This is a genomic window from Ciceribacter azotifigens, from assembly GCF_048159625.1.
In the GTDB taxonomy this organism is placed as follows: domain Bacteria; phylum Pseudomonadota; class Alphaproteobacteria; order Rhizobiales; family Rhizobiaceae; genus Allorhizobium; species Allorhizobium azotifigens.
The window spans coordinates 399,626-420,919 of sequence record NZ_JBLQTA010000004.1; the positions used below are offsets into that span (position 1 = coordinate 399,626).

Annotated in this window: 19 protein-coding genes and 1 other RNA gene; 7 read left to right on the top strand and 13 right to left on the bottom strand. The window is 65.2% G+C overall.

What is annotated here, in order from left to right; all coding sequences use genetic code 11:
• The 12 genes from mraY to ACM6UT_RS09285 form a co-directional block, all read right to left on the bottom strand.
• Entirely contained in the window at positions 1–1,101 is a 1,101-nt protein-coding gene (gene mraY / locus ACM6UT_RS09230) for a phospho-N-acetylmuramoyl-pentapeptide-transferase (protein WP_416797046.1), read from the bottom strand.
• A gap of 25 nt (positions 1,102–1,126) precedes the next feature.
• Positions 1,127–2,560 carry a UDP-N-acetylmuramoylalanyl-D-glutamyl-2,6-diaminopimelate--D-alanyl-D-alanine ligase gene (locus tag ACM6UT_RS09235; RefSeq protein WP_416797047.1) on the bottom strand — a complete coding sequence of 478 codons (1,434 nt, stop codon included), beginning with the start codon at positions 2,558–2,560 and terminating at the stop codon, positions 1,127–1,129.
• Positions 2,557–4,017, bottom strand: coding sequence for a UDP-N-acetylmuramoyl-L-alanyl-D-glutamate--2,6-diaminopimelate ligase (locus ACM6UT_RS09240; protein ID WP_416797048.1), 1,461 nt, complete (start codon positions 4,015–4,017; stop codon positions 2,557–2,559). The genes ACM6UT_RS09235 and ACM6UT_RS09240 overlap by 4 nt, the downstream gene beginning before the upstream one ends.
• A 66-nt stretch (positions 4,018–4,083) precedes the next feature.
• On the bottom strand, positions 4,084–5,829 hold the full coding sequence (locus ACM6UT_RS09245) for a peptidoglycan D,D-transpeptidase FtsI family protein (protein ID WP_416797049.1): 1,746 nt from the start codon (positions 5,827–5,829) through the stop codon (positions 4,084–4,086).
• Positions 5,829–6,203: a cell division protein FtsL gene (gene ftsL, locus ACM6UT_RS09250; RefSeq protein WP_416797050.1), complete on the bottom strand. Its 375-nt coding sequence runs from the start codon at positions 6,201–6,203 to the stop codon at positions 5,829–5,831. Before ftsL ends, ACM6UT_RS09245 begins: the two co-directional genes overlap by 1 nt.
• Before the next feature lie 3 nt (positions 6,204–6,206).
• Complete coding sequence (gene rsmH, locus ACM6UT_RS09255; RefSeq protein WP_416797051.1) at positions 6,207–7,232, bottom strand: 16S rRNA (cytosine(1402)-N(4))-methyltransferase RsmH; 1,026 nt, start codon at positions 7,230–7,232, stop codon at positions 6,207–6,209.
• A gap of 14 nt (positions 7,233–7,246) precedes the next feature.
• The gene (gene mraZ / locus ACM6UT_RS09260; RefSeq protein WP_148175192.1) at positions 7,247–7,687 is read right to left on the bottom strand and encodes a division/cell wall cluster transcriptional repressor MraZ; all 441 of its coding nucleotides are present in this window, start codon (positions 7,685–7,687) and stop codon (positions 7,247–7,249) included.
• Positions 7,688–8,091: 404 nt separating this feature from the next.
• An RNA gene (gene rnpB, locus ACM6UT_RS09265) (RNase P RNA component class A) lies at positions 8,092–8,522 on the bottom strand.
• A 71-nt stretch (positions 8,523–8,593) separates the two neighbouring features.
• Positions 8,594–9,781 (bottom strand): NAD(P)/FAD-dependent oxidoreductase, encoded by a 1,188-nt coding sequence (locus tag ACM6UT_RS09270; protein ID WP_416797052.1) that lies wholly within the window; start codon positions 9,779–9,781, stop codon positions 8,594–8,596.
• 176 nt (positions 9,782–9,957) lie between these two features.
• Positions 9,958–10,485 (bottom strand): lytic transglycosylase domain-containing protein, encoded by a 528-nt coding sequence (locus ACM6UT_RS09275; protein ID WP_416797053.1) that lies wholly within the window; start codon positions 10,483–10,485, stop codon positions 9,958–9,960.
• A gap of 265 nt (positions 10,486–10,750) precedes the next feature.
• Positions 10,751–11,512 (bottom strand): N-acetylmuramoyl-L-alanine amidase, encoded by a 762-nt coding sequence (locus ACM6UT_RS09280; RefSeq protein WP_416797054.1) that lies wholly within the window; start codon positions 11,510–11,512, stop codon positions 10,751–10,753.
• Positions 11,509–12,243: a TerB family tellurite resistance protein gene (locus tag ACM6UT_RS09285; RefSeq protein ID WP_416797055.1), complete on the bottom strand. Its 735-nt coding sequence runs from the start codon at positions 12,241–12,243 to the stop codon at positions 11,509–11,511. Before ACM6UT_RS09285 ends, ACM6UT_RS09280 begins: the two co-directional genes overlap by 4 nt.
• 351 nt (positions 12,244–12,594) lie before the next feature.
• Between ACM6UT_RS09285 and ACM6UT_RS09290 the strand changes: the two genes are divergently transcribed.
• The 3 genes from ACM6UT_RS09290 to ACM6UT_RS09300 all read left to right on the top strand — a co-directional run bounded on the left by ACM6UT_RS09290 (position 12,595) and on the right by ACM6UT_RS09300 (position 15,536).
• Positions 12,595–13,809 (top strand): pyrophosphate--fructose-6-phosphate 1-phosphotransferase, encoded by a 1,215-nt coding sequence (locus ACM6UT_RS09290; protein WP_416797056.1) that lies wholly within the window; start codon positions 12,595–12,597, stop codon positions 13,807–13,809.
• Between the two features lie 49 nt (positions 13,810–13,858).
• A complete protein-coding gene (locus ACM6UT_RS09295; RefSeq protein ID WP_416797057.1) occupies positions 13,859–14,494 on the top strand; it encodes a LysE family translocator in 636 nt (211 codons plus the stop codon).
• 112 nt (positions 14,495–14,606) lie between these two features.
• Positions 14,607–15,536 (top strand): transglycosylase SLT domain-containing protein, encoded by a 930-nt coding sequence (locus tag ACM6UT_RS09300; protein ID WP_416797058.1) that lies wholly within the window; start codon positions 14,607–14,609, stop codon positions 15,534–15,536.
• Positions 15,537–15,538: 2 nt separating this feature from the next.
• On the opposite strand, the gene ACM6UT_RS09305 is transcribed toward ACM6UT_RS09300, so the two are convergent.
• Entirely contained in the window at positions 15,539–16,912 is a 1,374-nt protein-coding gene (locus ACM6UT_RS09305) for a serine hydrolase domain-containing protein (protein ID WP_416797059.1), read from the bottom strand.
• A gap of 214 nt (positions 16,913–17,126) precedes the next feature.
• Between ACM6UT_RS09305 and ACM6UT_RS09310 the strand changes: the two genes are divergently transcribed.
• From ACM6UT_RS09310 to ACM6UT_RS09325, 4 genes are all read left to right on the top strand, one after another.
• Complete coding sequence (locus tag ACM6UT_RS09310; protein WP_416797060.1) at positions 17,127–18,374, top strand: BtaA family protein; 1,248 nt, start codon at positions 17,127–17,129, stop codon at positions 18,372–18,374.
• Positions 18,374–19,039 (top strand): class I SAM-dependent methyltransferase, encoded by a 666-nt coding sequence (locus ACM6UT_RS09315; protein WP_416797061.1) that lies wholly within the window; start codon positions 18,374–18,376, stop codon positions 19,037–19,039. Before ACM6UT_RS09310 ends, ACM6UT_RS09315 begins: the two co-directional genes overlap by 1 nt.
• A gap of 127 nt (positions 19,040–19,166) precedes the next feature.
• On the top strand, positions 19,167–19,946 hold the full coding sequence (locus tag ACM6UT_RS09320) for a glycoside hydrolase family 25 protein (RefSeq protein ID WP_416797062.1): 780 nt from the start codon (positions 19,167–19,169) through the stop codon (positions 19,944–19,946).
• 151 nt (positions 19,947–20,097) lie between these two features.
• Positions 20,098–21,288, top strand: coding sequence for a lytic murein transglycosylase (locus tag ACM6UT_RS09325; protein WP_416797063.1), 1,191 nt, complete (start codon positions 20,098–20,100; stop codon positions 21,286–21,288).
• The last annotated feature ends 6 nt before the right edge of the window (positions 21,289–21,294 follow it).

The following is a 21,294-nucleotide window of genomic DNA, read 5'->3' on the forward strand; positions in this document are numbered from 1 at the left end:
TCACCGGAGTTTGAGGGTCGAGAGGCCGAGCATGGCGAGCCCGACGGCGATGATCCAGAAGCGGATCACCACCTGGCTCTCGGTCCAGCCGAGTTTCTCGAAGTGATGGTGGATCGGCGCCATCAGGAAGACGCGCCGGCCGGTCATCTTGAAGTAGCCGACCTGGATGATGACCGACAGCGTCTCCATGACGAAGAGGCCGCCGATGATCGCCATGACGATCTCGTGCTTGGTGGCGACGGCGACGGTGCCGATGAGGCCGCCGAGCGCAAGCGAACCGGTGTCTCCCATGAAGATCGCCGCCGGCGGGGCGTTGAACCAGAGGAAGCCGAGGCCGGCGCCGATGACCGCACCGAGGACGACGGCAAGCTCGCCGGTGCCCGGCACGAAATTGATCTGCAGGTAATTCGAGAAGACCGCGTTACCGGTCAGATAGGCGATGATGCCGAAGGATGCCGCGGCGATCATCACCGGCACGATCGCCAGCCCGTCGAGGCCGTCGGTCAGGTTGACCGCGTTCCCGGCGGCGACGATGACGAAACCGCCGAAGAGCACGAAGAAGATGCCGAGATTGATCAGGAAGTCCTTGAAGAACGGAAAGGCGACCGACGAACCGAGGGTCGAGCCATGCGGGCCGGAGGTCAGCGCCGTGTTCATCATGAAGTAGACGGCAATGCCGGCGATGACGAATTCGATGCCGAGGCGCGCCTTGCCGGAAAAGCCCTTTTCCGTCTGCTTCGTCACTTTCAGGTAATCATCGTAGAATCCGATGGCGCCGAAGCCGAGCGTGACGAGCAGCGTCGAGACGACGTAGACGCTCGACAGATCGGCCCAGAGCAGCGAGGACACGACGATGCCCGCGAGGATCATCAGCCCGCCCATCGTCGGCGTACCCGCCTTCTTGAAATGGGTCTGCGGTCCGTCGGCGCGGATCGGCTGGCCCCTGCCCTGGCGGATACGGAGCGAAGCGATCATCGCCGGCCCGAACAGGAAGACGATCAGTGCCGAGGTGAACAAGGCAGCACCGGTGCGGAACGTGATATACCGGAAGAGATTGAAAAATTGCAGGTGGTCTTCCAGTTCCACAAGCCAGATCAGCATAAGAGCCCTTTCCGAAACCCCAGAATTAATCGCGGCGCCCGATGTCGGCGACCGCCTGATAATTGTCAAGCAAGGCCGCGACGATCTTCCCGAAACCGGTGCCGAGCGAGGACTTGACCATGAGCACGTCGCCGGGGCGGACGGACGCCACCACGAAATCGGCAAGCTCCGCGGTCGTCTCGCGGTATTCCACCTGAACGCTCTCCGGAAGCGCGTCGCGAAGCGCCGCCATTTCCGGACCGGCGAGCCAGACATGCCCGATGCCGGCGGCAAGCAGCGGCCCGGCGAGTTCGGCATGAACCTTGGCTGAAAACTCGCCCATCTCCAGCATGTCGCCGATGACGGCGATCCGCCGTCCGTCGCCGCGGGGATGAGCCGCCGCGAGCACGGCGATCGCCGCGCGCATCGAGGCCGGATTGGCGTTGTAGCTCTCGTCGATCAGCGTGAAGCTGCCGCTGCCGGCCTTCAGCATATGCCGCTCGCCGCGTCCCTTGACGGCCGAAAGCGAGCCGAAGGCGTCTGCCGCGGCATCCACGTCGGCGCCGACGAGCGAGACGGCACCGAGCACCGCAACGGCGTTCTCGGCGATGTGGCGGCCGGGCGCGCCGATGACGACCTCCCGCGTTTCGCCGCCGAAGGAGACCCAGAGCGTCGAGCTTTCCGCCGCGCCGTCGAACTCCGCCAGGCGGAACTCCGCCTTGGCGTGCTGGCCGAAGCTGTGGATGTTCTCGACGCCCGCGTCCTGCGCCGCCTTTTCGAGAAAGCCGAACTGCGCGTTGTCGCGGTTGAGCAGAACGTGCCCGCCGGGTTCCACGCCCTCGAAGATTTCCGCCTTGGCGGCGGCGATCTCTTCGAGGCTCGCGAAGTTGCCGAGATGGGCGGCAGCGATCGTGGTGACGATCGCCACATGCGGACGAACGAGTTGCACCAGAGGGCGGATTTCGCCCGGATGGTTCATGCCGATCTCGAAGACGCCGAATTCGGTATCCGCCGGCATGCGGGCAAGCGTCAGCGGCACGCCCCAGTGATTGTTGAAAGAGGCGACGGCCGCATGCACCTTGCCGGACGGCTCCAGCGCCCTGCGCAGCATTTCCTTGGTCGTCGTCTTGCCGACCGAGCCGGTGACGGCGATGACCTTCGCGGACGAACGGTCGCGTGCGGCGGCGGCGAGCTTTTCCAGCGCCGCCAGCACGTCCTCGACGACGATCATCGGAACGGTGACGCGGCCGAGCGCCGGAAGCTTGGCCTCGGAGACGACGAGCAGGGAAGCACCGTTGGCAACGGCGAGGCTCGCGAAATCGTGGCCGTCGACCCGGTCACCCTTGATGGCGAAGAAGGCCTCGCCGTCGGCGATCGTGCGGCTGTCGATCGAGATACCCGTGATCCCTTCGGGCGGCGTGCCGAACGGCCGGCCCGCCATCGCCTCGATCATCTCGTCCGTCGTCCAGAGAAATGTCAATGTCCAAGCTCCTCCAGTGCCTTGCGCAGTTCGGCATGGTCGGAGAACGGCAGCGTCACGTCACCGACCGTCTGTCCTTCCTCATGCCCCTTGCCCGCGACGATCAGGGTGTCGCCGGAGTTCAGCATCGTGACCGCATGGCGGATCGCCGCGGCCCGGTCGCCGATTTCGGTCGCCGTCGGTGCGGCGGCCATGATCTCCGCGCGGATTTCGGAAGCGACCTCCGAGCGCGGATTGTCGTCGGTCACGATCACCACGTCGGCAAGCCGGCAGGCGATCTCGCCCATGATCGGGCGCTTGCCGCGGTCGCGGTCGCCGCCGCAGCCGAAGACGACGATGACGCGGCCGGTGGTGAACGGACGGACCGAATTGAGGACGTTTTCGAGCGCATCCGGCTTGTGGGCGTAGTCGACATAGGCGAGCGCCCCGCCCGCGGTATGGGCGACGAGTTCGAGACGGCCGGCAGCGCCCTGGAGCTTTTCGAGCGCCCTCATCGCGGTCGCGACCGGAACGCCGGTGGAGATAGCAAGTCCCGCCGCGACGAGCGCGTTGGCGACCTGGAAATCGCCGGCGAGCGGGACATGGACCTCGTGGATTTCATCGCCGAAATGCACCTCGGCCACCTGCTTGTGGCGAAGGTGCTCGACGCGCTTCAGCGCCAGGAAATCGCCGTTGCGGCCGACCGTGCGCACGTCGTGGCCGGCGGCGCGCGCAACGCGGACCGCCTCGGCCGACCAGGGATCGTCGGCGAAGATCACCGCCGGGGAACCCTTGGGCAAGAGGGTGTCGAAGAGCCGCATCTTGGCGGCCATGTATTCCTCAACCGTCGGATGGTAGTCCATGTGGTCGCGGCCGAGATTGGTGAAGGCGGCGGCCGAAAGCCGGACACCATCGAGACGGCACTGGTCGAGGCCGTGGCTCGAGGCCTCCATCGCGCCATGGGTCACGCCTTCCGCCGCCAGTTCGGCAAGCAGCTTGTGCAGCGCCACCGGATCGGGCGTGGTGAGAGAGCCGTAGTCGTTGCGCGACGGGGAGACGACGCCGGTGGTGCCGATCTGCGCCGCCGGATGGCCGGCTTCGGCCCATATCTGCCGGGTGAAGGAGGCAACCGAGGTCTTGCCGGCCGTGCCGGTGACGGCGACCATGGTCGCGGGCTGCGCACCGTAGAAGCGTGCGGCCGCCAGCGCCAGGAAGCGGCGTGGATTGGAAACCGTGAAGACCGGAACACTCGCTTCGATCGCATGACCCGCGACGACCGCGACCGCGCCGCGCGCCACCGCATCGGCGGCATAGGCAGCACCGTCGGCCTTGGTCCCCGCGACGGCCACGAACAGCATTCCGGAGGAAATCTTGCGACTGTCGGCAGAAAGTCCCGTTATCGCGAGATCGCCGACCTCACCGCCAAGCTGTTCCTTCAGTGTCCGAAACTCGTCATCGGCCAGATCGCGCAGTCGCATGTATTTCCGTTTCCTTGCAGAACAGGCGACTCGCTTGCGAATCGCCTGCATAGTTCGAGCATTTTTCTAATAAGAGACGAGCAGCGCCGAGCCGTCTTCCCCGAATTTGGGTTCTACACCGAGAATTGCGGCGCTTCTGCGAATGATGTCCGCCACCATCGGGGCGGCGGAGTTGCCGGCGAGCGCCGCGCCGTTGCCCTTGTCCGTCCTCGGCTCGTCGATGACGGTGAGCACCACGTATTGCGGATTGTCGATCGGGAAGGCGGCGAGGAAGGCGTTGAAGTTCTTGTCGCTGACATAGCGGCCGTTGACGACCTTGTCCGCCGTGCCGGTCTTGCCGCCGACGTTGAAGCCCTCGACGCGCGCTTTCTTGCCGGAGCCCTTGATGCCGTTCACTGCGAACAGGTAGCGCATGTCGTCGCTGGTCGACGGACGGAGGACCTGCTGGGCCACCTGGTCCGCCTGCTCCCGCGTGCGCGTCAGGAAGGTCGGCTGAATGAGCTTGCCGCCGTTCATCAGCGCGACGCCTGCGACCGCAGTCTGCAACGGCGTCGTCGAGACCCCGTGACCGAAGGAGATGGTGATGGAGTTGATCTTCTTCCATTCCCGCGGCTGGCTCGGGGTCGCGACCTCCGGCAGTTCGGTCTGCATGCGCGTGGTGAGGCCCAGGCGCTCCAGGAACGCCTTGTGCCCTTCCGTGCCCACCGTGTCGGCGATCTTGGCGGTGCCGATGTTCGAGGAATACTGGAAGATCTCCGGTACGCTCAGGATACGGTTCTTGCCGTGGAAGTCCTTGATCGTGTAGCGGCCGATGCGGATCGGATAACGGGCGTCGAAGGTGTCGGAGAGCTTCACCTTGCCCGAATCGAGACCCATGGCCAGCGTGAAGGACTTGAACGTCGACCCCATCTCGAACGTGCCGTTCGACATGCGGTTGAGCCAGCCTTCCTCCGCGCTCGCCGCCGGATTGTTGGGATCGAAGTCCGGGAGCGAGGCCATGGCCAGGACTTCGCCGGTATGGACGTCGAGGACGACGGCGCCGGCGCCGAGCGCTTCGAATTTCTTCACCGCTTCGACGACCACATCATGCACGATGTTCTGCACGCGAAGGTCGATCGACAAGCGAACCGGTTCGAGGGGCGTGTCGGTGGTCATGCCGAGCGCGGTGAGATCGGCCAGCCCTTGGCTGTCGATGTAGCGCTCCATGCCGGCCATGCCGCGGTTGTCGATATTGACATAGCCGACGATGTGCGAGGCCGTGCTGCCGCCGGGATAGAAACGACGCTTCTCCGGGCGGAAGCCGATGCCGGGGATGCCGAGCGCCAGAATCTGGCTCTGCTGCTTCGGCGTGAGCTGGCGGCGCAGCCACTGGAAGCGGGAGTTGGAGGAAAGCTTCTTGTAGGTCCCCTTGATGTCGATATCCGTCAGCACCGTCGCGAGCTTCTCGACCGCTTCGTCGGCATCGACGATCTTGTGCGGCTCGGCAAAGAGCGACACCGTGCGGATGTCGGTCGCCAGCACCTCGCCGTTGCGATCGAGGATGTCCGGTCGCGACGCCATCAGCCGGTCCGCCGGCATGATGCTGGAGACGGTTTCGGGGTGTGCGTAGCCGTACTGGACGAGCCGCCCGCCGATCACGCCGTAGGCGGCGACAAAGCCGGCAATCATCAGGCCGACGCGCTTTCGGGCGAGTTCCGACTTGCGCTTGCCGGTCCCCTTGATGGCGACGGCCTTGCCGCCGGCCGCACGGTCGCTGCCGGTCGCGAAATGCGCCTGGCTTTTCAAGAGCATGATGCGTGAGAGGAAAGACATCAGGGCTTCACCGATCCTGTTGTGATGAGATCCGAGACGGGATCCTTGCTCTTCTCGCCCTCGGCCACCTCGGGCTGGGGCACCTCACTCTTCAACATCGGCAGCTCGACCGGTTGCACGAGTTGTTCGGGCGCCGTCGGCTGCAACTGCAATTCCGGCCCATAGACGGCGAGCAGCCGCTCGAGACGGTTCGGCTGGGTCAAAAGCGCCCAGTCGGCCTTCAGGAGATCGATCGTATCCTTCTCGAGCTTGATCTCGGCCTCGATGCGGCGAACCTCCTGAAGCTTTTCATCCGCATGATGCTTGATCGAATAGGTGACGGTCGCCGCTGCGACCATCGAACCGATCATTATGAGATCAAGGGTTTTCAGCATGGCTCATCCTCCGATCCGGTCGAGGCTGGCGAGGTCGGGCAGGTCGAAGATGGACATATCCGCCTTCGGCGCCGGCACGTTCGTGCGGATGCCGGCCCGAAGCTTGGCGGAACGGGCGCGCGGATTGGCATCCGCCTCCGCTTCGCTTGCCGCGACGATGCCTTTGCCGACGGGCTCGAACGTCGCGGGCGTCCCCTGCACCATCGGCAGGTGGCGCGAGCCGGACGCCTTGCCCGAGCGCTCGGTGAAAAACTTTTTGACGATCCGGTCTTCGAGCGAATGAAAGGTCACGACCACGAGGCGGCCGCCGGGCTTCAGCGCGCGTTCTGCAGCAAAGAGCGCCTGCGCCAGCTCGCCGAGCTCGTCGTTGACGAAGATGCGCAGCGCCTGGAAGACGCGGGTGGCCGGATGGATCTTGTCCTTCGCCTTGCGCGGCGTCACGATCTCGATCAGGCCGGCGAGGTCGCGCGTCGTGCGGAACGGCTCGCTCGCCCGCTTCTTCTCGATCGCCCGGGCGATGCGCCCCGCCTGTTTTTCCTCGCCGAGGAAGCCGAAGATGCGGATGAGATCACCGACCTTGGCGCGATTGACGACATCCGCCGCCGAGACGCCCTCGGCGGACATGCGCATATCGAGCGGTCCACTCTTCTGGAAGGAGAAGCCGCGCTCGGCCTCGTCGATCTGCATCGACGAGACGCCGATGTCGAGCACGACGCCGTCAAGCCCCTCGGCGGGCGCATGGCGGTCGAGCTCGGAAAAGCGCGAATGGATGAGCGTCAGATGGCCGCCGCGCGCTGCAACCAGCGACTGGCCGGCGGCAATCGCCGTCGGGTCGCGATCGAGCGCGATGACATCGGCACCCGCATCGAGGATGGCGCTCGTATAGCCGCCCGCCCCGAAGGTGCCATCGAGAATGACCTTGCCGGACGCCGGCTCGAGCGCCGCGAGCACCTCGGGCAGCAGGACTGGAATGTGGCGAACCGGTCCGCCGTCGGCACCGGAGATTTCTGCGCCAGGATTAGCCACCATTCCAAGTCCCCGCCTTACTGTGGCCGCAACCCTCGTAGCTTGCGTGCCTGCCTCGCCGCCGCCTGCGCCTCGAGAAAGGCCTGCGGCTGCCAGAGCTGAAAATGATCCGCCCGACCCACGAACGCGACCTCCGACGTGATACCCGTGAAGTCGCGAATGAAGTCGGTCACCATCAACCGCCCTTCCGCATCGAGCTTCATGAAGACGCCGCCACCATGCACGAGCAGCGACATCTCGTTCGCCAGCGGCGAAAACGGATCCTCGACGGAGATCTGCCGCTCGTATCGCTCCAGCAGATCGGGCCCGCCGACATTGACCGCCGGAAACACGAAATCCTGGAGACAGTAAAGCTCCTGGATATCGCGCCTCGCCAGGACAGACCTGAACGCCGCCGGAACGGACACCCGCCCCTTCGTATCGATCCGGTTTGTCACATTGGACAAGAAGCGGTCCATCAAAACCTGCCGCCGCCCCTTTCGACAGGAGGTGAACCATCCACCCCCTGGAACGCGAGAACACGCGCACCGCTTCCAAAGACAGGGAGAACTGCAGGCAACCCGGTGCGGGCGGCGTTCCCTGACCTTCGATTCCTGGGGTGGAAAACCACCCCGAAACGGCACTTGAATGGGATAACATGGGACAGTATGGGCGTCAATGGGACAGGGCGGTTCGAAGCTCTCGAAGAGCGTCAAATGTTTATAAGCGGTTAAGCTTAACGAAAGGTTAGGGACAAGCGCGCATGCAGCCGGCCGCCTGCCCTTTCGCAGCAAGGCCGCGGCGCCAGAATTCCCATTTTTTTCAGCAGCTTGTTGGGAGACACGCCCGCGGCGGCCGAGCCGCCGCAGGCGAAAAAAGGAAAAGTGCCAGTCGGCCTGTAAGCCGGGTTCTGTATGGCTCCGGTCGCCCGGAACGTGGCAGCCATTCATCTGGGACAGCGTTTGCACGCTGCCTCACGCAACCCACCCGGATGACTGGCCCGGAAACCGGCTGTGGCGCCGCTTGCGCGACACCCGCGTCATCCCTATTCGGTCTTGCTCCCGGTGGGGTTTACCGTGCCGTCCCTGTTACCAGCGACGCGGTGGGCTCTTACCCCACCCTTTCACCCTTACCCCGCCAACTTTTGCGTCCTCTTGCGGACGGAAAAGCAGGCGGGGCGGTTTCCTTTCTGTGGCACTATCCCTAAGGTCACCCTCGCCGGACGTTATCCGGCACCGTGTTTCCGTGGAGCCCGGACTTTCCTCACCCTACCGCCTTTCGGCATTGGTAGAGCGCGGCTGCCCGGCCGACTGGCAAGCGCTAGATAGTGGAGTGCCGCGGCAAATGCCACAGAAAACGTCCATCCGGACGCACTGCTACGCACTTTATCGGAAACGGGGCGCGAAAACCGCCTGGTCCTCTGGCGACAATGCGCCGTCGAGCAGCAGCCGGGCGCCGAGCCGGCCGATCTCGTCGGAGCTTTTCGCCGCAGCCCCGCAGCCGCCGGTGAGGACCGCGATCCGTTCCTCGTCGACATAGCCGATCGCCGGGTAGCCACTCGGGGTGAACGAAGTGACGCAGGCGCCCATGGTGACGGTCGCCTTCGCCACGCTAGGAACCAGTTCGGCTGCTATCCGCGCCAGATGCCGCCGGGTCGTCTCGCGCCCGCCGCTGCGATACCAGGCACGGACCTCCGGCTCGCTCGTGAGTTCGAGGTCGTCCGGATCGCCGCCGATCTTCAGATAGACCTTGCCGTCGGGATAGCGGACCGGCGGCAAGAGATAGATGTGGTCGAGCGGATCGTCGGGATGGTGGATGAGCGACGGCATGCCGGCAAAGGCGTCGAGATCGGTTTCCGGGATCTCGAAGAAGGCGACCGTGCGGGCATAAACCTTGAGATCGACGGGCCGCGGCAACAAATGCTCGGCGATCGAGAAGCCGCCGGCGGCGACCAGGACGCGATCCGCATAATAGGTATTGCCCTCGACGGTCCGGACCGCGACGCCACGGATGTCGTCGCGGACGCAGACCACCGTCTCGGCAATCAGCGTCGCTCCTTCCCTGTGCGCGAGACAGGATTGCGCCCGCACCATCTGCCGCGGATTGAGATATCCCGCCCCTGCCGCCTCGTGGACGCCCTCCTGTCCGGCACCGAAGGAGAAATAGGGAAAGCGTTCGCTAAGCGCCGTGCATTCGAGCATCTGCGGCGCAATGCCGATATGATGGGCGGCCTCGCAGATGCGCTCGACATAGGGATCGCTCCCGCCCCGCTTCGGTCCGACGATGAGGCTGCCGACCTCGTGATAGAAATCGATGCCGCTCTCCCTTTCGATGTCGCGGTAACGCGCGATCGAGCGGTTGGCGAGAGCGGCCCAGACGGGGTCCGGATCGATCGTGCGAGTGATCCGCGCCTCGTCGTAATGGCTGGCGAAGACGCCTTCGTGACGTGCGGGATCGGCCGGTTCGTCCGGTCCGATGACGGCGACCCCTTCGCTCTCGATGCTCAGATGCCGGGCTGCCGCGGCCCCCATCATGCCCCGCCCGACGACGATGAATTTGAAGCGATCACTCATGCCCGTTCCCGTCCGCTGATCCGTGATTATGATTCTCGTTCAGATATTTGCCAATCCAACTTGAATCAGTCTCTCACAAATTGCGAATTCGGTTCTCGACCGAGATCAAACTCCAAGACGCCGTGACGCCACATCCTCCCGCGGGCGATCTCCCGCGGGAGCGGAACGCCCGGCGATCAGCTGCCGATCAGCGCCAGCACCTTGCCGCAATAGCGTTTCGACACCGGGTTCATGCGCTTGGCGCCATGGCCCGCATTGTATTTGAGGATTGTCGAGCAGGTCTTGCCGTCGCCGAGTTCATGGGCGGTGGCCAGATACTTCATGCCGTAGCGGATATTGGTCTCCGGGTCGTAGAGGCCCTTCGAGGAGCCGGAATAGCCCATCATGCGCGCCGTCGAGGGCTTGATCTGCATGAGGCCGATTTCGCCGGCGCTGCCCCGTGCCTTCGGATTGAAGTTGCTTTCGACGCGGACGACGGCGTGGGCGAGGTTCACCGGGACGCCGTAGGCCTTTGCATATTTCGAGATGATGTGGGTGTAGGGGCTTTGGGAAAAGGACGGGGCACTTGGGAAGCCTGCATCCCGTTCGACGACCTTCAGCGGCGCCGAGAAGCTGCGTCTGTCGTCGTTGCGGGCATTCGCTCCGCTGATGCCGGACATGAGGATAGCGGTGCATGCCGCGGCAGCAACAATCAATTTCTGCATGTGAAAAGCCAGTCTCCGAACCAGTGGGGCTATGGCGCATGTTTTTTCGCGCAAAAGCATCCTTCCACGCCGCTCCGTTCAGGGAACGACGTCGCACCTGCCCTCATCGTTGTTATTGTGCGGCCGTCACCTCTCCGGGAACTTTGCCGCGTTTCAGCGAGAGCTTTTAAAGCCGGGCAATATGGAATTCCTGTGACCTGTGAGGATTTGGGGGACTTCAGCCCCTGTCCGGTAACCCGCAAACGGTGTCCGGAAGGTCTCCGCGTCAGGCAAATTTCGGCAGCGCGGCGAGCAGCCTGTGGAGCGTCTCTATGGTCGAACTGTCGGCGATGCCGTCGACCCGCTCGGGACGGAAATGGCGTTGGAACGCGGCAACGACGCCCTCCGTCGCCTCGGAATATTGTCCCGAAATTTCAATGTCGTAGCCGTAGAGCGAGAGCATCGACTGCAAAGCTTCGACCGGTCGGCCGCAATCGCCTTTTTGGAAAAATCTTCCACCGCTGAGCGGCACAGGCGCCACCCAGTGGCCAACGCCCGCGGCATGCAGCCTCTCCCATGGAAAATTTTCGCCAGGATCGACCTTGCGAACGGGAGCGACATCGGAGTGCGCGAGCACCCGTTCGGGGGCGATATTCCACCGTTTGCCGCAATCGCGACACAATTCGACGACTGCTTCGATCTGTGCGTCGGTGAAGGGCGGCAGTCCTGCCGGATGGCCGGGATTGGCAATCTCGATGCCGATCGACATCGAATTGACGTCGCTCTCGCCTGCCCAGCAGCTCCTGCCGGCATGCCAGGCGCGGCGGCTCTCCGGCACCAGCTGCACGATCCGTCCGTCCTCGTGGACGAAGTAATGGCTGGAAACCTGGCTTTCCGGCCGACAGAGCCATTCGAGCGCCCCCTCCTCCGACGGCATGCCGGTGTAGTGGAGGAGGATCATGTCCGGCAACCGCCCGCCGGCGCGTTCGCCATGGTTCGGCGAGGGCCGGACCCGCGCACCCTTGTGGTCGGCAGTGAAGAGGCTCATGCGGCGCGGCGTTCTTTCTCGATCGCCGCATAGGCGGCGTTGAGCCTGGCCATACGGTGATGGGCGACGGCGTGGAATTCGGTGGGCACGCCGCGGGCATGCAGGCGGTCGGGGTGATGTTCTGCGGCGAGCGCCCGGTAGCGCTTGCGGATCGTCGCGAAGTCGTCCGAGGGCTGCACGCCGAGCACGGCATAGGGATTGCCGTCCGGGTTCACGTGGCGCTCGGTGATCGCCTCGAACCGCTCCTCCGATATCTCGAAGATGTCGGCGATGCGCGAGAGGAAGGCCATTTCCTTCTCATGCACCAGCCCGTCGGCCTTGGCGATATGGAAGAGGCCGTCGACGATGTCCTCGAGGACAGGGCAACCCTTGCCCGTGCCGCACATCTTCATGATCTTGCCGGCATAGGCCTCGTAGCCGGCCACGTCCTGGCGCGCGAGGTTGTAGAGGCGGGCGACGTTCTGCGCTTCCCTTGCCGGAACATCGAAGATCTGGCGGAAGGCGTCGACCTCGCTGACCGTCACCACGCCGTCGGCCTTGGCCATCTTCGCCGAAAGCGCGATGATCGCCACCGAGAAGGAGACCCGCCGGCGGGTTTCTGGATCGCCCTCGAACACCGTGCGGACAGCCTCGACGATACCCGACAGAACATTGCCTGCTGCGTCGCCGATCGCGCCGAGCAACCTGTCCCACAAAGACGATATCTGTTCGCAGGCGAAATCGAAAATCATGATCCAGCATCACCAGATTACCGGCGAAAAAGCAAGCCGAGCCCGTCCTCAGCCAGGTTAAAGTTTGTTCACATTCCGGTGGTCCAACCGCAACCGCGGACAATGGTTCCGGCCGTCGCGGGAGACCGGATGCCGGCGCTGCGCGGACCTGTATTCTTATCCACAGCCTTGCTCGCAGTCCGCCGGCGGATTGAATCGATTATATCGGCACAGCCGCCGCCCTTGTCGCGGAAAGGGCCAGAAATGCCCGGATTTCCTCATATTTTCCCTTTACAGCCCTCCCCGTCTGTCGCATCCATTCGCGCCGAACGCTTGTATTGAGAAGCGCCACGAGGCGCTGAAGGAGGAACGATGGCCAAACAGAAAGTTGCAATGCTGACCGCCGGCGGTCTCGCCCCCTGCCTGTCGTCCGCAGTCGGCGGACTGATCGAACGCTACACGGACATCGCGCCAGACGTCGAGCTCATCGCCTACCGCTCCGGCTACCAGGGCGTGCTGCTCGGCGACAAGATCGAGATCACCGCCGACATGCGCGAGAAGGCCCACCTCCTCCACCGCTACGGCGGCTCGCCGATCGGCAACAGCCGCGTCAAGCTGACGAACGCGGCCGACTGCCACAAGCGCGGCCTGACGAAGGAAGGCGACAATCCGCTGCGCGTCGCCGCCGAACGGCTCGCCGCCGACGGCGTCACCATCCTCCACACGATCGGCGGTGACGACACCAACACGACGGCGGCCGATCTCGCCGCCTTCCTCGGCGCCAACGGCTACGACCTCACCGTTGTCGGCCTGCCGAAGACCGTCGACAACGACGTCGTGCCGATCCGCCAGACGCTCGGCGCCTGGACGGCGGCCGAAGTCGGTGCCCGCTTCTTCGACCACGTCTCGAACGAACAGAGCGCCGCCCCCCGCACACTGGTGATCCACGAAGTCATGGGCCGCCATTGCGGCTGGCTGACCGCCGCAACCGCGCGCGCCTACATCCAGCGGACGCGCAACAACGAGTATGTCGAAGGGCTGATGATGAACACCCAGCTCAAGAACATCGACGGCCTCTACCTGCCGGAGACCCATTTCGATCTCGATGCCGAGGCCGCGCGCCTCAAGGACATCATGGACCGCACCGGCTTCGTCACCCTCTTCGTCTCGGAAGGCGCCTGCCTCGACGAGATCGTCGCCGACCGCGAGGCCGCCGGCGAGGAGGTCAAGCGCGACGCCTTCGGTCACGTGAAGATCGACACGATCAATGTCGGCAACTGGTTCCAGAAGCATTTCGCCAAGCTGCTGAACGCCGAGCGCTCGATGGTGCAGAAGTCCGGCTACTATGCCCGCTCGGCACCGGCCAACTACGAGGACCTGCGGCTGATCCAGAGCATGGTCGACCTCGCCGTCGAAAGTGCTCTGAACAAGGTGTCCGGGGTCACCGGCCACGACGAGGACCAGGGCGGCAAGCTGCGCACCATCGAGTTCCCGCGCATCAAGGGCGGCAAGGCCTTCGACGTGAATACGCCGTGGTTCGGGGAAGTGATGGATTACATCGGCCAGAAATTCACCCCGGCCGATTGACGGCCCCTGAGAAAGGTGGCTTGCTTCCTTCGAGAGAGGAGTAAGGCAAATGTCACTGGAACACTGGCTGGCCTTCGCCGCCGCCTCGGCGGTGCTTCTGGCGATTCCCGGACCGACCATCCTGCTGGTCATTTCCTATGCGCTCGGCCACGGGCGCAGGACGGCGCTGGCCACGGTCACCGGGGTCGCTCTCGGCGACCTCGTCGCGATGACGGCCTCCGTCGCCGGGCTCGGTGCCCTGCTCGCCACCTCGGCGACCGCCTTCACGATCATGAAGTGGATCGGCGGCGCCTATCTGGTCTATCTCGGCATCCGCCTCTGGCGGGCGCCGGTCGGTGACGAGCCGATCGCCGACAACGACAACCTGCCGGAAGAAAAGCCTCTGCGCATCCTCGGGCACGCCTTCGCCGTCACCGCCCTCAACCCGAAGAGCATCGTCTTCTTCGTCGCCTTCGTGCCGCAGTTCATGCTGCCGTCGGCGCCCTTCCTGCAGCAGGTGGTCGTACTCGAAGCGACCTTCGTCATGCTCGCGATCGTCAATGCGCTGGTCTACGTGTTCGTCGCCGAATCGGCCCGCCGCTTCATCCGCAAGCGCTCCGTCCGCAAGGCGGTGAACCGTACCGGCGGAACGGTGCTGATCGCCGCCGGCGCCGTGACGGCCGGTTATCGCAAGATCGCTGCCTGAATCCGCCGAATTGCGGCGGGCTTGCCGCAATTCCGCCCAGCGGCTATGAAAACCCATGTTAACTTTTCGTGAGCTGCTTCGCGGCAGCCGTCGTTTCGATACGGATGGCCGGATGATTTCTCGATTGGACCGCAAGACCCCGCTCAGCCTCGCCGCCGTGCTTCTCGCCGGGATTGCCGGCTGTACGAGCAGCATGGACCAGGCGGCCAAGCAGGAACTGAAGGCCAACCCCGCAGCCGGCACCCCTGTCGCGCAGACCGCCGCGGCGACGCCGGCCGCTGGCGAATCGAACACTGCACTTATCTCGACTGCCGGCGCCGAGCCCGGCCCGATCATCCCCGGAACCTCGACGCCGGCGCCGGTCCCGACCTTCAAGGATATCGCGCTTGCGAACCCGGCGGCGACGCCCACGGCGCTTGCGATGGCAGCCGGCCAGGAACAGCTCGCCATGCAGACCGCCGCCATGCCGGCCAAGCCCGACGCGATTCCGGAACTGGCAAGTGCCGAAACCGTATTGCCGGCGGAAGTGACGGCGATCCAGACCGTGGTTCCGACGCAGAAGCCGGCCGGCGCGCTCGCCTATGCGGCACCCTCGGCATCCTCGTCGCTCGCAGCGCTCGACGCGCAGTTCGACGTCTCCCCGCCCGGCCCGCCGCCCGCGGCCGAGGAGGAGAAGGTGCCGCAGGCCGCCAAGGGCCCGACCGTCATCAACGCCCTCATCAGCAAGTACGCCGCGGTCTACAAGATCCCCGAGGAACTCCTCCACCGCGTCGTCCGCCGCGAAAGCACCTACAACCCGCAGGCCTACAACAACGGCCATTACGGGCTCATGCAGATCAAGTACAACACGGCGAAGTCGATGGGCTACGAAGGCCCGGCCTCGGGCCTGTTCGACGCCGAGACCAACATCAAGTACGCAGCCAAGTATCTGAGGGGCGCCTGGCTGGTCGCCGACAACAGCAATGACGGCGCGGTGCGCCTCTACGCCCGCGGCTATTACTACGACGCCAAGCGCAAGGGCATGCTCCACGTCCTCGAATAGGATCAGTCGAGCGCGTCCGCGATTGCTTTCACGAGCAGTTGCGGGCGATAGCCGAGCTCTGACGGCGTGAGCCCGAGGCGCACCACCACCAGTTTCTTCGAGGGAACGACCGCGATCGTCTGGCCGTCATGGCCGGCGAGCCAGAACGTGTCGTCGGGAAGGCCGAAACGGCTGTCGGGCTCGTCGCCCGGTCCGACCGCCCAAGCCTGGATTTCTGTGTACGTACCGCCCGAGGTCCGTGTCGGCCGCTGCATCGCCGCGACAAACCCCTCCGGCAACAGGCGTTCGCCCCGCCAGACACCGTCCTGCAGCAGGAACTGGCCGAAGCGCGCCCAGTCGCGGCCCGTCGCGTACATGTAGGAACTTCCGACGAAGGTGCCGGCCTCGTCCGCCTCGAGGACGGCGCTCGCCATGCCGAGCGGCTGGAACAGAGCTTTCCGCGGATAGCCGAGCGCCGCGTCGCGGTCGCCGATCCGGTTCATCCAGATCTTCGAGAGCAGCACGCTTCCTCCGGAGGAATAGCTGAAGACGGTACCCGGCTCCGCCGCGAGCGGCCGCGCGGCGGCAAATGCCGCCATGTCCGGCTCCAGGTAGAGCATGCGCGTAACGTCGGTCACGTCGCCGTATTCCTCGTTGAAGGCAAGGCCGCTCTCCATGGCGAAGAGGTCGCGGATGCGGATCGCGGCGCGGCCGTCGCCCTTCCATTCGGGCAGCAGCACACGGTCGTCGAGCGCGATGCGTCCTTCGGCCATCAGCCGGCCGATGATCGCGGCATTGACGGTCTTGGTCATCGACCAGCCCAGCAGCGGCGTCGCAGAAGAGAATCCGTTGCCATAGGTCTCGCCGACCAGCCGGCCGTTCTTGATGACGACCACAGCCCGCATGCCGGGACCGGCAAGGGCGGCATCGGCGAGCACGGCCCCGAGCTTCGGATCGGTCGGCGTTGCCGCCTCGCCGTCGGGCCAAGGCACGTCGGTGGGGGCTGCGGCAAGCTGTTCGGGCAGAGGCGCGGAGACGGTTCCCGCCATCGCACCGCTGCCGTCCGGAGCGCTCGCACAGCCGAGGCCTTCGCGGTAGACGGCACTGCCCGGCGCGATGAAGCCGAGAAGGCGTGCCGTGACCCGCTTGTTCTCGCGGTCGCTATCGAGGCCGACGAGCTTCAGCAGCGGATGGCCCGGCGCCTGCACGTCGACCCTCAGCACCTCGTCGGGATCGCGTCCGGCGACGAAGACGTTGGAGCAGACGATCTTGGCAGCATAGCCGGTGCCGACCCGCAGCAGGGCCGGCGGCGCCACGGCGAGCCAGACCACCGCGGCGGCGATCGCCGTCGCGAGCAACAGGAAGAAGCCCTTCACGATCCGTCTGACCAGTCTCATCCGCGCCTGCTCCTCTTCCGGGCGTTCGCCACCTCTCTCGGCCGCACCATAGCGCCGCCGCCTCGTCTCCCGCAAAGCGTTTGAAGCGCGGCTGGCATCACAGCGGCGGTTCTCCCCGACCAAAACCGATCCGATCGCCTGTGAACAGGGCGCTTCATCAAACTGTTGCATCGGCGCGCTACACGCCGGAGACCTTCAACGGATGGCCTTCCCGATGACCGACCTCGCCCCGGAGACCGAACTTCCCCGCAGCAGCAAACTGAAGGCCGCACTCCTCCAGCACAGGGCGCTGAGCCGCGACGGCCTCTCCGAACGTCTGTTCGGCATGCTCTTCTCCGGCCTCGTCTACCCGCAGATCTGGGAGGACCCGGAGGTCGACATGGCCGCGATGGAACTCGGCGCGGGCCACCGGCTCGTCACCATCGGCTCCGGCGGTTGCAACATGCTCGCCTATCTCTCGCGCTCGCCCGAACGCATCGACGTCGTCGACCTGAACCCGCACCACGTGGCCCTCAACCGGCTGAAACTCGCCGCCTTCCGGCACCTGCCCGACCACGCGGCTGTCGTGCGGATGTTCGGCGCGGCGGGCATGCGCACCAACAGCTGCAATTTCGACCGTTTCATTGCCCCCAATCTCGACGCCGAAAGCCGCGAATACTGGAACGGGCGCCGCCTCGACGGCCGCCGGCGGATCACCGCCTTCGACCGCAACTTCTGCCGCACCGGCCTGCTCGGGCGCTTCATCGCCGCCGGCCACCTGCTCGCGTCCCTGCACGGCGTTCGCCTCGACGGCATCACGAAGGCGAAGACGCTTTCCGAGCAGCGGCACTACTTCGACACGCACATCGCCCCGCTCTTCGACAAGCCTCTGGTGCGCTGGATCACGCGGCGCAAGAGCTCGCTCTTCGGGCTCGGCATCCCGCCGCAGCAATATGACGAGCTTGCGAGCCTCTCCGACGGCAGGAGCATCGCCCCGGTTCTGAAAAGCCGCCTCGAAAAGCTCGCCTGCGACTTCCCCGTCGCCGAGAACTGGTTCGCCTGGCAGGCCTTTGCCCGCCGCTATCCCGGTCCCGACGAGGGGCGGCTCCCCACCTATCTCGCCCGCGAAAACTATGACGCTATCCGCACCAATGCCGGTCGCGTCACTGTCCATCATGCGAGCTTCACCGAACTGCTTGCCGGCAAGCCGGCGGCAAGCGTCGACCGCTTCGTCCTCCTCGACGCCCAGGACTGGATGAACGAGCGCCAGCTCAACGCGCTCTGGAGCGAGATCACCCGCACCGCTTCTCCCGGAGCGCGCGTGATCTTCCGCACCGCCGCCGAACGCAGCGTGCTCGACGGCCGTCTCTCGCCCGCCCTCCTCGGCCAGTGGCGCTATCTTGCCGAACGTTCGCGGGAGCTCGGGGCCGAAGACCGCTCGGCAATCTACGGCGGCTTCCACATCTACGAGAGAGAAGGCTGATGGCGGAGATCTTGTTCGCACAGGACGACCGGAACGACCATGCCGGGCGCATGGACCGCATGTACCGCTACCAGCGCCACGTCTACGACCTGACGCGGAAATACTATCTCCTCGGCCGCGACCGGTTGATCGCCGAACTCGCCGTGCCTGACAACGGTGCGCTGCTCGAAATCGGCTGCGGCACCGGCCGCAACCTCCTGCTCGCCGCACGCCGCTATCCCGGTGCCAGGCTCTTCGGCCTCGACATCTCCGCCGAGATGCTCGCTCAGGCGGAGCGCAATTTCCGCGGCCGGCTCCTCCCCGTCTTCCGGCTCGCAGACGCGACGGGCTTTTCCGCCGGAGAATTCGGTGTCGCCGGTTTCGACCGGATCATGATCTCCTACGCGCTCTCGATGATCCCCGACTGGGAGAGCGCGATCGACGCGGCAATTGTGGCGCTCGCACCCGGTGGATCGCTGCACATAGTCGACTTCGGCCAGCAGGAGCGCCTGCCGGTCTGGTTCCGGCGCCTGCTCACGGCCTGGCTTTCCCGCTTCCATGTCACCCCGCGGGCGACCCTGCGGGAGGCTCTGGAAACGCGGGCGAAGGCCGCCGGCGCGGAGCTCCGCTTCGAAAGCGTGGGCCGCGGCTATGCCTGGCTCGCGGTCGTGCGGATGCCCGTCTGATATCGGCAGTTGCAAATAACGGCTTTTTAACGATGATAGTGCCACAATTGGGCTTGCACCTGTTGTGTCCTGCGTTCGTGTGCGCCGCCTCAGGAGTTTCGGTTCAAACATCATCTACGGGCCTCCGATGCGATTGCTTGTCCTGGCGTTCCTGCCCCTTTTCCTGCTTCTCGGCGGCTGCACCTCCGCGAGCTACGATCTGATGGAAACATCGTCGATCAAGCCGCGCTTTCAGGACACCGACCCGCAGGATTTCGGCGACGACACACCCTACCGTCACAAGGTCCACGGCATCGACGTCTCGAAGTGGAACGGCGACGTCGACTGGGCCTCGGTGCGCAAGTCCGGGGTCTCCTTCGTCTTCATCAAGGCGACCGAGGGCAAGGACCGGGTCGATTCCCGCTTCGACGAATACTGGCGCGCCGCAGCAGCAGCCGGCCTGGCCCATGCGCCCTACCATTTCTATTATTTCTGCTCGACCGCCGACGAGCAGGCCGACTGGTTCATCCGCAACGTGCCGAAGGCCTCGATGCACCTGCCGCCGGTGCTGGACGTCGAGTGGAACCCGACCTCCAAGACCTGCACGCTGAGACCGGACGCCGCCACCGTGCGCGCCGAGATGAAGCGGTTCATGGACCGGATCGAGGCCTATTACGGCAAGCGGCCGATCATCTACACCTCGGTCGATTTCCACCGCGACAACCTCGCCGGCTATTTCCAGGACTATCATTTCTGGGTCCGCTCGGTGGCCAAGCACCCGCAGGAAATCTATGCCGACCGCCGCTGGGCCTTCTGGCAGTACACCTCGACCGGCGTCGTTCCGGGCATTCGCGGCCAGACCGACATCAACGTCTTCGCCGGCACCGAGCAGAACTGGAAGAAATGGGTCGCTTCCGTCTCGCAGTAACGAGATCCCGTGCAGGAACGTTCGGCGACCGGGCGTGACGCCCGAGTGCCCCCTTGACCCGCACAAGGCCGCCCGAAGCCGGCGGCCTTTCCTCGCTTTGGCCAAAATCTCCTCCGATACCACGTCCACCGAAACCCATGAGGAAGTCCGCATGTCCGCCCGTACTCGTCTGACCACCATCGTTACCCTCGCAAGCCTGCTCGCCTCCACCGCCGTTGCCGGCGCGGCCGAGTGCGGCGGCGATCTCGCTGCCTTCCTGCAGGGCGTGAAGGCCGAGGCCGTGTCGAACGGCGCATCCCCCGACGCCGCCGACCGTGCGCTCGCCGGTGCCGCGATCGACCAGAAGGTGCTGTCGCGCGACCGTGCCCAGGGCGTCTTCAAACAGACTTTCCTCGAATTCTCGAAGCGCACCGTCAGCCAGGCTCGCCTCGACATCGGCCGGCAGAAGATGCGGGACTATGCCGATGTCTTCGCCAAGGCCGAGCGGGACTACGGCGTACCGCCCGGCGTCATCACCGCCTTCTGGGCGATGGAGACCGACTTCGGCGCCGTCCAGGGCGATTTCAACACCCGCAATGCGCTGGTGACCCTCTCCCACGACTGCCGCCGCCCCGAGCTCTTCCGGCCGCAGCTGCTCAACCTCATCACCATGGTTGAGCACGGCGACCTCGACCCCTCGACCAACACCGGCGCTTGGGCGGGCGAGATCGGCCAGGTGCAGATGCTGCCGAAGGATATCGTCGCCTATGGCATCGACGGTGACGGTGACGGCCACGTCAACGTCAAGAAGAGTTCGCCGGATGCGATCCTAACCGCCGCACGCTTCATCCAGAGTCTCGGCTGGCGCGCCGGCGAGCCGTGGATCCAGGAAGTCACCCTTCCGGAAAATCTCCCCTGGGAGAAGACCGGTCTCGAAGGCGGCATGACTGCAGGCGACTGGTTCGCGCTCGGAGTTTCTCCGCGTGACGGCAACACGGCCTCCGCCGCCCTCCCCGTCGGTCTCGTCCTGCCGCAGGGTCGCAAGGGGCCGGCCTTCCTCACCTATCCGAATTTCAGCGTTTATCTCGAGTGGAACAAGTCCTTCATCTACACGACCTCGGCCGCCTATTTCGCCACCCGGCTGATGGGAGCAGAGCCCTACCAGAAGGGCAATCCGGAACCCGGCCTCAGCGACACCGAGATGAAGGCGCTGCAGACGCGCCTTCAGGCCCTCGGCCACGAGGTCGGCGAGATCGACGGCATTCTCGGCGCCGGCACCCGCGTCGCCGTGCAGAAGGAACAGCAGCGTCTCGGCATTCCCGCCGACGGCTGGGCGACGCCCGCGCTCCTCAATGCCCTCTGAGTGGCA

Excerpts from the sequence above, each read along its gene's own strand:
- mraY (WP_416797046.1), bottom strand. The coding sequence starts at position 1,101 with ATGCTGATCTGGCTTGTGGAACTGGAAGACCACCTGCAATTTTTCAAT.
- ACM6UT_RS09320 (WP_416797062.1), top strand. The coding sequence starts at position 19,167 with ATGCGATTGCTTGTCCTGGCGTTCCTGCCCCTTTTCCTGCTTCTCGGC.
- ACM6UT_RS09270 (WP_416797052.1), bottom strand. The coding sequence starts at position 9,781 with ATGAGTGATCGCTTCAAATTCATCGTCGTCGGGCGGGGCATGATGGGG.
- ACM6UT_RS09305 (WP_416797059.1), bottom strand. The coding sequence starts at position 16,912 with ATGAGACTGGTCAGACGGATCGTGAAGGGCTTCTTCCTGTTGCTCGCG.
- ftsL (WP_416797050.1), bottom strand. The coding sequence starts at position 6,203 with ATGCTGAAAACCCTTGATCTCATAATGATCGGTTCGATGGTCGCAGCG.
- ACM6UT_RS09310 (WP_416797060.1), top strand. The coding sequence starts at position 17,127 with ATGACCGACCTCGCCCCGGAGACCGAACTTCCCCGCAGCAGCAAACTG.
- rsmH (WP_416797051.1), bottom strand. The coding sequence starts at position 7,232 with ATGGTGGCTAATCCTGGCGCAGAAATCTCCGGTGCCGACGGCGGACCG.
- ACM6UT_RS09245 (WP_416797049.1), bottom strand. The coding sequence starts at position 5,829 with ATGTCTTTCCTCTCACGCATCATGCTCTTGAAAAGCCAGGCGCATTTC.
- mraZ (WP_148175192.1), bottom strand. The coding sequence starts at position 7,687 with ATGGACCGCTTCTTGTCCAATGTGACAAACCGGATCGATACGAAGGGG.
- ACM6UT_RS09300 (WP_416797058.1), top strand. The coding sequence starts at position 14,607 with ATGATTTCTCGATTGGACCGCAAGACCCCGCTCAGCCTCGCCGCCGTG.
- ACM6UT_RS09275 (WP_416797053.1), bottom strand. The coding sequence starts at position 10,485 with ATGCAGAAATTGATTGTTGCTGCCGCGGCATGCACCGCTATCCTCATG.
- ACM6UT_RS09290 (WP_416797056.1), top strand. The coding sequence starts at position 12,595 with ATGGCCAAACAGAAAGTTGCAATGCTGACCGCCGGCGGTCTCGCCCCC.
- ACM6UT_RS09325 (WP_416797063.1), top strand. The coding sequence starts at position 20,098 with ATGTCCGCCCGTACTCGTCTGACCACCATCGTTACCCTCGCAAGCCTG.
- ACM6UT_RS09295 (WP_416797057.1), top strand. The coding sequence starts at position 13,859 with ATGTCACTGGAACACTGGCTGGCCTTCGCCGCCGCCTCGGCGGTGCTT.
- ACM6UT_RS09285 (WP_416797055.1), bottom strand. The coding sequence starts at position 12,243 with ATGATTTTCGATTTCGCCTGCGAACAGATATCGTCTTTGTGGGACAGG.
- ACM6UT_RS09315 (WP_416797061.1), top strand. The coding sequence starts at position 18,374 with ATGGCGGAGATCTTGTTCGCACAGGACGACCGGAACGACCATGCCGGG.
- ACM6UT_RS09240 (WP_416797048.1), bottom strand. The coding sequence starts at position 4,017 with ATGCGACTGCGCGATCTGGCCGATGACGAGTTTCGGACACTGAAGGAA.
- ACM6UT_RS09280 (WP_416797054.1), bottom strand. The coding sequence starts at position 11,512 with ATGAGCCTCTTCACTGCCGACCACAAGGGTGCGCGGGTCCGGCCCTCG.